This is a genomic window from Kitasatospora sp. NPDC059088, assembly GCF_042738155.1.
In the GTDB taxonomy this organism is placed as follows: domain Bacteria; phylum Actinomycetota; class Actinomycetes; order Streptomycetales; family Streptomycetaceae; genus Kitasatospora.
In genome coordinates, this window is record NZ_JBHYGR010000002.1 from 32,538 (window position 1) to 42,274 (window position 9,737).

The 9,737-nt window shown below is 72.9% G+C and carries 8 protein-coding genes; 2 read left to right on the forward strand and 6 right to left on the reverse strand.

Annotated elements, in window-relative coordinates; genetic code table 11:
- Window positions 1–335 precede the first annotated feature (335 nt).
- Window positions 336–2,846: a CDP-glycerol glycerophosphotransferase family protein gene (locus tag ACFWXO_RS01070; protein ID WP_380521173.1), complete on the forward strand. Its 2,511-nt coding sequence runs from the start codon at window positions 336–338 to the stop codon at window positions 2,844–2,846.
- Between the two features lies 1 nt (window position 2,847).
- Here ACFWXO_RS01070 and ACFWXO_RS01075 read toward each other — a convergent pair whose 3' ends face one another.
- The 6 genes from ACFWXO_RS01075 to ACFWXO_RS01100 all read right to left on the reverse strand — a co-directional run bounded on the left by ACFWXO_RS01075 (window position 2,848) and on the right by ACFWXO_RS01100 (window position 8,525).
- Window positions 2,848–3,384, reverse strand: coding sequence for a 2'-5' RNA ligase family protein (locus ACFWXO_RS01075; RefSeq protein ID WP_380521175.1), 537 nt, complete (start codon window positions 3,382–3,384; stop codon window positions 2,848–2,850).
- 14 nt (window positions 3,385–3,398) lie between these two features.
- A complete protein-coding gene (gene trpS / locus ACFWXO_RS01080; RefSeq protein ID WP_375882234.1) occupies window positions 3,399–4,439 on the reverse strand; it encodes a tryptophan--tRNA ligase in 1,041 nt (346 codons plus the stop codon).
- A gap of 30 nt (window positions 4,440–4,469) precedes the next feature.
- Window positions 4,470–5,795 (reverse strand): hemolysin family protein, encoded by a 1,326-nt coding sequence (locus tag ACFWXO_RS01085; RefSeq protein ID WP_375882231.1) that lies wholly within the window; start codon window positions 5,793–5,795, stop codon window positions 4,470–4,472.
- Window positions 5,796–6,048: 253 nt separating this feature from the next.
- Entirely contained in the window at window positions 6,049–7,041 is a 993-nt protein-coding gene (locus ACFWXO_RS01090; RefSeq protein ID WP_375882229.1) for a malate dehydrogenase, read from the reverse strand.
- A 184-nt stretch (window positions 7,042–7,225) separates the two neighbouring features.
- A complete protein-coding gene (locus ACFWXO_RS01095; protein WP_380521176.1) occupies window positions 7,226–7,651 on the reverse strand; it encodes a DUF3017 domain-containing protein in 426 nt (141 codons plus the stop codon).
- A 19-nt stretch (window positions 7,652–7,670) separates the two neighbouring features.
- On the reverse strand, window positions 7,671–8,525 hold the full coding sequence (locus ACFWXO_RS01100) for a bifunctional methylenetetrahydrofolate dehydrogenase/methenyltetrahydrofolate cyclohydrolase (RefSeq protein ID WP_375882225.1): 855 nt from the start codon (window positions 8,523–8,525) through the stop codon (window positions 7,671–7,673).
- A gap of 472 nt (window positions 8,526–8,997) precedes the next feature.
- Here ACFWXO_RS01100 and ACFWXO_RS01105 point away from each other — a divergent pair, with 472 nt between their 5' ends.
- Window positions 8,998–9,609 carry a hypothetical protein gene (locus tag ACFWXO_RS01105; RefSeq protein ID WP_380521178.1) on the forward strand — a complete coding sequence of 204 codons (612 nt, stop codon included), beginning with the start codon at window positions 8,998–9,000 and terminating at the stop codon, window positions 9,607–9,609.
- The last annotated feature ends 128 nt before the right edge of the window (window positions 9,610–9,737 follow it).

Below are 9,737 nucleotides of genomic sequence, written 5' to 3' on the forward strand. Positions count from 1 at the left end.
TTTTTTTGTTTGTGTTTTGTTGTGTGTGTTTTTTTCTCTCGCGAGTTGTGCCGGGGGGGGGGTGTGGCCGGGGGGGCCGCCCGGGTCCCCCCCGGCGCCCCCCCCCCGCTGCTGTCTGGGAATTCCCTGAGAACTACCTGTCCTTTACGTCCAGTTTGCACTCGAACTCACGTTTAGTCGAAGAATTTCAAAGGAAATTCTACGAACCGTACAGTTGACCCGGGGTGGCTTCCCGGGGTGGGATGACAAATCGGCCCCGGTCCGGCCGACACCGGCACGGCGGCCTCCCGGCCACCGCCATGACCGGGATCCCGTCCCGAAGGGCCCTTCGCACCATGTCTCCGCTCACCCGGTTCGTTCTGCCGCACGCCGCCCCCCCGGTGGCCGACGGTCGGCCTGCCGTCGACGAGGACGTGGCGTTCGGGCTGCTGCGCGCCCGCTGGCACGGCCGCGGACTGGAGCTCACCGGCTTCGCCCGCCCGCTGGACCTGGACACCGGCCGCCCCGGCTCCGCCTGGACCTGGCTGACCCTGCGCCACGAGGACGCGGCCGAACCACCGCTCCACCTGCGCTCCAGGCCCCGCAGGCTGCCCGAGGTCACCGACGACAGCGCCCAGCCGGAGCACAACCACGACTGGTCCGGCTTCACCGTCCTGCTGGAACCCTCCCGACTGCGCCGGGACGACCGCTGGCTGCTCGGCGACTGGCAGATCGGGACCACCCTCTTCACCCGTCCCCGCCCCACCCGGCTGCGCCGCCAGTACGGCACCCTCGCCCCCCACTGGTGCGGCTCCGGCGAGTACCCGCCGGCCCGCTGGGTGGACCGTGACGTCCGCCTCCAGCCGTACTTCGCGGACGACCGGCTGCAGCTGCGGCTGGAACGCCCCGGCGCCCGGCTCGACCGCGCCGAGCCGGCCGCCGACGGCATCCGGCTGGGCGGCGTCGCCGACCACTGCCCGGCCGGCACCGTGCTGCGGCTGCGGCACCGGCAGAGCGACGCGGTGATCGAGCAGCCGCTCACCCGCGCCGGCAACACCTTCGCCGTCGAACTGCCGTACCGGCCGCTCACCGCCGACGGCCGCGGCCGCGAGGACCTGGAACACTGGGACGTCGAGCTGCTGCGCCCCGACGGCGGCACCGAACAGCTCTGCCTGGACGAGCGCGGCGGCCCGGTGGCCGGCCAGTACCCGCTGCCGCACACCCCGGACCGGGTGCTCTACCTCAAGCACCTCGCCGACGGCCGGCTCCAGGTCTGCGTCCAGCCCGCCGCCGGGATGGTCGACCGGATCGCGGTCCACTTCGGCGGCTTCGAACTGTCCGGCCACTGCCCGGACCCGGCCGCCGGGCGACTGGAGCTGGTCCTGCGGCACGGCGGCACCGCGGGCGAGGTCCGCACCCCCGTCGAGCCCGAGCCGGACGGCCGCTTCCGGGTCCGGGTGCCCGCCACCCGCACCGGCTCCGACGGCGCCGTGCTGCCGCTGCGCAAGGGCGTCTGGGAGGCCGCCCTGGAGCCGGCCGACCGCTCCGGCCCGGCCCGGCCGCTGCTCGCCGCCCCGACCGTGCTGCCCGCCCTGCCCGCCACCGCGACCACCGGCGGCAAGGACGTCCTGCTGCAGCGCCGCTGGCACGACACCCTGCTGGTGGACTCCACCCCGGTGCTCGACGCCACCGAGCGCAGCGCCTGGACCCAGGCCCGGCTGCGCACCGAGCAGTACCCGGCGGCCCGCCGCGAGCCGCTGCGCGAGGCGGTGCTGTACGACGTGTTCGGCGGCCGCGGCTACGCCGACTCCCCGCGCGCGGTGCACGCCGAACTCGTGCGCCGCGGCGAGCCGTTGGAGCACCTGTGGGTGGTCGACGACGGCCAGGCCGAACTGCCGCCCGGGGTCGTCCCGATCCGGATCTGGAGCCCCCAGTGGTACCGGGCCCTGGCCACCTGCCGGTACCTGGTCGGCAACACCCACTTCCCGGACTTCCTGGAGCGCCGCGAGGGCCAGGTCGTGGTGCAGACCTGGCACGGCTCGCTGCTCAAGCGGATCGCCCACGACGTCGACAACCCTTGGCTCGCCGACCACGGCTACCTGGAGGCGCTCGACCGGGAGACCCCGCAGTGGAGCCTGCTGCTCTCCCCCAGCCCCTTCGCCACCCCGATCCTGCAGCGCGCCTTCCGCTACGACGGCGAGGTGCTGGAGTCCGGCTACCCGCGCGGCGACGTGCTGGCCCGGTCCGAGCCCCGGGCCGCCGCGGCCGTCCGCCGCCGGCTCGGCATCCCCGAGGGCAAGCGGGTCGTGCTGTACGCGCCGACCTGGCGCGAGGACCAGCAGCGCGGCGACGGCGACGGCTTCCGGCTCGACCTGCGGCTCGACCTCGACCACGCCCGCCGGCTGCTCGGCGAGGACCACGTGCTGCTGGTCCGCCCGCACTCGCACGTGCGCGACCCGCTGCCCGGCGCCGGCGACGGCTTCCTGTTCGACTGCGGGGACTTCCCCGACCCGCAGGACCTGCTGCTGATCGCGGACGTACTGGTGACCGACTACTCGTCGATCATGTTCGACTTCGCGATCACCGGCCGCCCGGTCTACTTCTTCACCTACGACCTGGAGCACTACCGCGACACCCTGCGCGGCTTCTACTTCGACTTCGAGGCGGACGCGCCCGGCCCGCTGGTGCCGGACTCCGCGGAACTGCTCGGCGCGCTGCGCGAACTCGCCGACAGCGGCGAGCGGTCGGCGCCCGGCTACGCGGAGCGCTACCGGCGCTTCCGGGCCGCGCACTGCGCCCTGGACGACGGCGGCGCGGCCCGCCGGGTGGTCGACCGGATGATCGAACTCGGCCGCACCGCGGGGTAGTTCAGGAGAACCGGTAGGCCCGCCAGGGCCGCCAGACCTCGTCCGCGTCGAACCGGGAGAGCGAGAAGCCCGGCACCGGGAAGGACGCCCGGAACCCGCGCGCCTGCTCGTACGCGCGATCCAGCGCGTCCTCCGGCAGGCCGTGGGCCACCGTCACGTGCGGGTGGTACGGGAAGGCCAGCTCGCGGGCCAGCGGGCCGGACCGCACGCCCGCCTCCAGCAGCCGGCACTCGTGCGCGCCCTCCTCGACCCGGACGAACACCACCGGGGAGACCGGCCGGAAGGTGCCGGCGCCGCGCAGCAGCATCCGGAACGGCCGGTGCGCCGCGGCCACCGCCGACAGGTGGTCCTCGATCTTCGGCAGCAGCTCGGCCGGCACCTCGGTGGGCGGCAGCAGCGTGACGTGCGTCGGTATCGAGCGGGCCTGCGGGTCCCCGAGCCCGGCCCGGGCGTCCTGGATCCGCGCGCCGTGCGGGTCCGGCACGCTCACGGACACGCCGATGGTGACGACCTCCGGGAGGTCGCCACCATCGGGCATGCGCGAGAGCGGAGTCACCGCTTGGCGGCCGGGAGGAAGCCGATCCGGTCGTACACGGTCGCCAGCGTCTCGGAGGCCACCGCGCGGGCCTTCTCGGCGCCGATCGCCAGCACCCGGTCCAGCTCGGCCGGGTCGTCCAGGAAGGTGCTGGTGCGCTCCTGGAAGGGGGTGACCCACTCGGTGAACAGCTCGGCCAGCTCGGTCTTGAGGGCGCCGTACATCTTGCCCTCGAAGTGCGCGACCAGCTGCTCGACCGACTGCCCGCTGAGCGCGGAGTGGATCCGCAGCAGGTTGGAGACGCCCGGCTTCTGCTCCTCGTCGTAGGAGACCACGGTGCCGGTGTCGGTGACGGCGCTCTTGAACTTCTTGGCGCTGACCTTCGCCTCGTCCAGCAGGCTGACCAGGCCCTTGGCCGAGGAGGCCGACTTGCTCATCTTGATGCCCGGGTCCTGGAGGTCCATGATCTTCGCCGTCTCCTTGAGGATGTACGGCTTCGGGATCGTGAACGTGGGGGCGTAGCGCGAGTTGAACCGCTCCGCGATGTCGCGGGTGATCTCCACGTGCTGGCGCTGGTCCTCGCCGACCGGGACGGCGTCCGCCTGGTAGAGCAGGATGTCCGCGATCTGCAGGATCGGGTAGGTGAACAGGCCGACGGTGGTGCTGTCGGCGCCGTACCGGGAGGACTTGTCCTTGAACTGGGTCATCCGGGAGGCCTCGCCGAAGCCGGTGAGGCAGTTCATCACCCAGCCGAGCTGCGCGTGCTCGGGCACGTGCGACTGGACGAAGAGGGTGCAGTGCTCCGGCTCCAGACCGGCGCCGAGCAGCTGGGCGGCGGACACCCGGGTGTTCTGGCGCAAGGTCACCGGGTCCTGCGGCACGGTGATCGCGTGCAGGTCGACGACCATGTAGAAGGCGTCGTTCTCCTTCTGCAGGTCGACCCACTGGCGCACGGCGCCCAGGTAGTTGCCGAGGTGGAACGAGCCGGAGGTGGGCTGGATCCCGGAGAGCACCCGGGGGCGATCCTTGACCGGACCGGTGACCGCTGCGTTGACCATGCGGGCCATTCTTCCAGTTCCCCCGGTCGCTCAGGAAACCTCCGGCCCCGCAGGCTCCTCCGGTGTGACCGCACTCACCCTCACCCGGGCGATCCGCCGGCCCTCCACCTTGGCCACCGTCAGCAGCACCGCGCCGCCGCCCTCGACCGGGATCCGGGCCTGGTCACCGTCCCGGGGCAGCCGGCCGAGCGAGGCCACCAGGCAGCCGGCCACCGTCTCGTACGGGCCCTCGGGCAGGGTGACGCCGGTCTCCTCGGTGAAATCGCCGAGGTTGAGCAGGCCGTCCAGCTCCGTGCCGCCGCCGGCCAGTCGGCGGGTCGGCGCGGACTCCGGCCGGTCGTACTCGTCCCGGATCTCGCCGATCACCTCCTCGACCAGGTCCTCCAGGGTGACGATGCCGGCGGTGCCGCCGTACTCGTCCACCACGATCGCCAGGTGGTGGCCCTCCCGGCGCATCTCGCCCATCGCCTCCAGCACCCGCTTGGTGCCGGGCAGCAGCTTGACCGGGCGGGCCAGGTCGCGGACCTTGACGGCCTGCTCGCCGCGGGCGCCGTAGAGGTCCCGGACGTGCACGAAGCCGACCACCGCGTCGGCGCTGCCCTCGACCACCGGGTAGCGCGAGTGCGGCGAGGTCTCGGACTGGTGCCGTACGGCGGCCAGCGGGCGCTCCGCGTCCAGGAAGGTCACCTCGGTGCGCGGGACCATCACCTCGCGCAGCTGGCGCTCCCCCGCGGCGAACACGTCCGCGATCAACGCCCGCTCGTCGCTTCCCAGTTCGGTGTTGGAGGCGACCAGTCCGCGCAGTTCCTCGGAGCTCATCGAGCCGCGCCCGGCCGCCGGATCGCCGCCGAACAGCCGGACCATCAGGTTGGTGGAGTGGCCGAGCAGCCAGATCACCGGGCGCAGCGCCACCGACATCACGTCCACCACGGGGGCGGCGATCACCGCGATGGACTCGGCGCGCTGCAGGCCGATCCGCTTGGGGGTGAGCTCGCCGAGCACCAGCGAGACGTAACTGATCAGCAGGGTCAGGCCGACCAGGGCGAGGGCGTCCGCCACCCCCTGGGACAGCCCCGCCCGGACGAAGAGCGGGGCGACCTTGCCGGCCAGGGTGTCCGCGCCGAACGCGGCGGACAGGAAGCCCATGCAGGTCACGCCGACCTGGACGGCCGCCAGGAAGCGGTTGGGGTCGGCGGCCAGGTGCGCGGCCCGGGCCGAGCGCCGGGTGCCGTGCGCCTCCAGCGTCCGGATCTGGCCCTCGCGCAGCGAGATCAGCGAGATCTCCGCGACGTTGAACAGGCCGCCCAGCAGGATGAAGACGAGGACGAGCGCGGCGTCCCCGAGGGTTTCGTTCACAGCGGGCCAGTGTAGGCGGCCGAGGTGTCCCGGCCCGGGCCTCCACCCCGGGGGCGAGCGGGCGAACACCCGCCCCGAGCCGAAGGGGCGCGCCGGTGCCGAAAGGGAGAGCGCGAGGGAGTGAGGAACGAGCGAGGGAGCGCCGACCGTCGGCACCGGGTCGGAGCGCCCCGGAGGCGAGCGGGCGAACAGCAGACGGCCCGCCGCCCCCGGGCGGGGGTGGCGGGCCGTCGCAAGGGCCGTGCGGCGGGGCTCAGATGAGGCCCAGCTCCTGGACCGCGTCGCGCTCCTCGGTCAGCTCCTTGACCGAGGCGTCGATGCGGGCGCGGGAGAAGTCGGAGATCTCCAGGCCCTGGACGATCTCGAACTTGCCGTCCTTGGTGGTGACCGGGAAGGAGGAGATCAGGCCGGCCGGGACGCCGTAGGAGCCGTCGGAGACGACGCCCATGGAGGTCCAGTCGCCCTCGGCGGTGCCGTTGACCCAGGTGTGCACGTGGTCGATGGCGGCGTTGGCGGCCGAGGCGGCCGAGGAGGCGCCGCGGGCCTCGATGATGGCCGCGCCGCGCTTGGCGACGGTCGGGATGAAGTCGTTCTCCAGCCAGGCCTGGTCGCTGCCGACGGCCTCGAAGGCCGGCTTGCCGGCGATCTCGGCCTGGAAGATGTCCGGGTACTGGGTCGCGGAGTGGTTGCCCCAGATGGTGACGCGCTTGATGTCGGAGACCAGGGCGCCGGTCTTGCCGGACAGCTGGCCGACCGCGCGGTTGTGGTCCAGGCGGGTCATCGCGGTGAAGCGCTCGGCCGGGACGTCCGGGGCGTTGCGCTGGGCGATCAGGGCGTTGGTGTTGGCCGGGTTGCCGACGACCAGGACCTTGATGTCGTCCGCGGCGTGGGCGTTGATGGCCTTGCCCTGCGGGCCGAAGATGCCGCCGTTGGCCGACAGCAGGTCGCCGCGCTCCATGCCGGCGGTGCGCGGGCGGGCGCCGACCAGCAGGGCGACGTTGGCGCCGTCGAAGGCCACGTTCGGCTGGTCGGTGATGGTGATGTCGCGCAGCAGCGGGAACGCGCAGTCGACGAGCTCCATGGCGGTGCCCTCGGCGGCCTTGAGGCCCTGCGGGATCTCCAGGAGGCGCAGGTTCACCGGCACGTCGGCACCGAGCAGGTGGCCCGAGGCGATGCGGAAGAGCAGCGCGTAGCCGATCTGGCCGGCCGCTCCGGTGATGGTGACGTTGACGGGGGTGCGGGTCATTTCTACCTTCTCCAGCAAATCGCCAGGTGCCCCAGGCACACCGGCGCACTGGAGCCGAGGATGATCTCTCGACATCGAGAGACCGGCGTCAGGTTATCGCAAAGGGAAGCGTACGCCGCGTGTGCGGGCGTGGCTGATGCGTCACAGCGGGCTCCGCCCGGGAGGGCCCGGAACACGCCGCGGCTCAGCGCTTGGGCCGACCGATCAGCTGGCCGATGTTGTCCAGCAGCGGGATCTCCAGCCACGGGTTCGGCTGCGCGACCAGGGTCAGCAGCACGATCGAGGCGCCCAGGAAGGCCAGCACGATCACGTCGGTGAAGCGGCTGCGCACGGCCAGCATCCCGACCTCGGGCAGCACCAGCCGCAGCACCGCGCCGAGCAGCACGCCGGTGCCGAGGATCAGCAGCCCGTACTTGAAGCCGTCCTTGAAGTCGGCGAGCCAGGTGACCGCGAGGCCGGCGCCGACCACCGACAGGACCAGCGTTATCGGCCACTGCCGGACCGGCAGGGCGTGGTCGCGCCCGAGGGCCGGGGCGGCCCCCTCGGGCGGCAGGGTGCCGGTGGTCTTGACCGGCCGTTGCCGGGACCGCGCCGGACGCGGTTCAGTCATGCTCGCCGTCCCTCGGGGGTCAGACGCCGGCGCGGCGCTCGGCCGCCTCGACGATGTTGTTGAGCAGCATCGCGCGGGTCATCGGGCCCACGCCGCCGGGGTTCGGGGAGATCCAGCCGGCCACCTCGGCCACCCCCGGGTGCACGTCGCCGACGATCTTGCCCTCGCTGCGGCTGACGCCGACGTCCAGCACCGCGGCGCCCGCCTTGACGTCCTCCGGCTTGACCAGGTGCGGCACGCCCGCGGCGGCCACGATGATGTCGGCCTTGCGCAGGTGCGCGCCGAGGTCCCGGGTGCCGGTGTGGCACAGGGTCACGGTGGCGTTCTCGCTGCGGCGGGTCAGCAGCAGGCCGATCGAGCGGCCGACGGTGACGCCGCGGCCGACCACGACGACCTCGGCGCCGTCGATCTCGACCTCGTGCCGGCGCAGCAGCTCGACGATGCCCAGCGGGGTGCAGGGCAGCGGGCCCTCGATGCCCAGGGCCAGCCGGCCGAGCGAGGTCGGGTGCAGGCCGTCGGCGTCCTTGTCCGGGTCCATCAGCTCCAGGACCGGGTTCTGGTCCAGGCCCTTGGGCAGCGGCAGCTGGACGATGTAGCCGGTGCAGGTCGGGTCGGCGTTGAGCTCGCGGACGACGTCCTCGACGTCCTGCTGGGTGGCGGTGGCGGGCAGCTCGCGCTGGATCGAGGCGATGCCGACCTCGGCGCAGTCCTTGTGCTTGCCGTTGACGTACCAGCGGCTGCCCGGGTCGTCGCCGACCAGGACGGTGCCGAGGCCGGGCGTGACGCCCTTCGCCTTGAGGGCCGCCACGCGGGCGGCGAGTTCGGACTTGATCGCGGCGGCGGTGGCCTTGCCATCGAGAATCTGGGCAGTCATGACCCCATTCTCCCGGATCGCGGCCGCCTCCCGTACCGGGGCCGCCCCGGCGACCGGACGGGCACGGAAGGCCCGCACCACGTTGCGGTTGCGCCACAGTCTCCGCACCACGCCCACAACCGGCTGGACAGCGCGCTGCCGTCCGGTTGACGATATGCGGGCATCCCCTGCCGCGACCGGGCCCGGTGACGGGCCGACGGTCCCGCAGCAGGGCGTACCCGGGGGAAAGAGCCAGTGATCCGACCACAGCACACCGCGCAGCCAGACCGCCACGGCGCCCTCACCGCGCCGTGCCCGTCCTCGCGTTCGATCACTGGCCCGTCACAGCACTGAGCCGGCCGCGCCCGTCACCGCCGCCGGGCTGTCACCGCGCTCCGATACCGTCCCGTTCCGTCGGCGACCCGACTCGCCGGCCGCAACCGGGCCCTCCGCCGTCCCGTCCCCGCGTTCCCGCAACTGCCCGGAGGCATCCATGAGTTACCCGCCCGACCCGAACAACCCGTACGGCCAGCAGCCGCCCGTGCCGGGCTACGGCTACCCGCAGCAGGCCCCGCCGCAGCCCGCGCCGGGCTACGGCTACCCGCCCCAGGCGGCCCCCGGTTACGGCTACGCGCCGGCCGTGCCGCAGTCCATGCCGGGCCTGGTGACGACCGCCCGGGTGCTGCTGTTCATCGTGGGCGGTGTGCAGGCGATCCTCGCGCTGGTCTACCTGCTCATAGGCGCCGCCGCCAAGGACGTCACCAACACGGCCAAGGCGACCACCAGCGACAACCCGTTCACCGCGCTGGGCGACGCCGCCGCCGGCATCCTGATCGTCGTCGCGGTCCTGTTCGCGCTGTTCGCCGCGCTCTCCATCACGCTGGGCGCCAAGTTCGGCAAGGGCGGCAACAACGTCCGGATCACCACCATCGTGTACGGCTCGCTCGGCAGCCTGGTCGGCCTGCTGATCCTGGCGGGCGCCGTCAGCGCCGGCACCGCCATCGGCTATGTGATGGCCGGTCTGTGGCTGGCCATCAGCATCATCTGGATCACCGCCATGTGCACCCAGGAGGGCTCCGGCTGGTTCAACCGGCCGCGCTACTGAGCACACGGCACGACCACGACGAAGCGGGGCGGGGGCCCCACCCACCCGCACCGGCCCGCGACCGCGACCGACTAGTACACAAAAGCGGCGCCGAGGTCGGAGCAAAACAACACCACCCCCACGCCCCC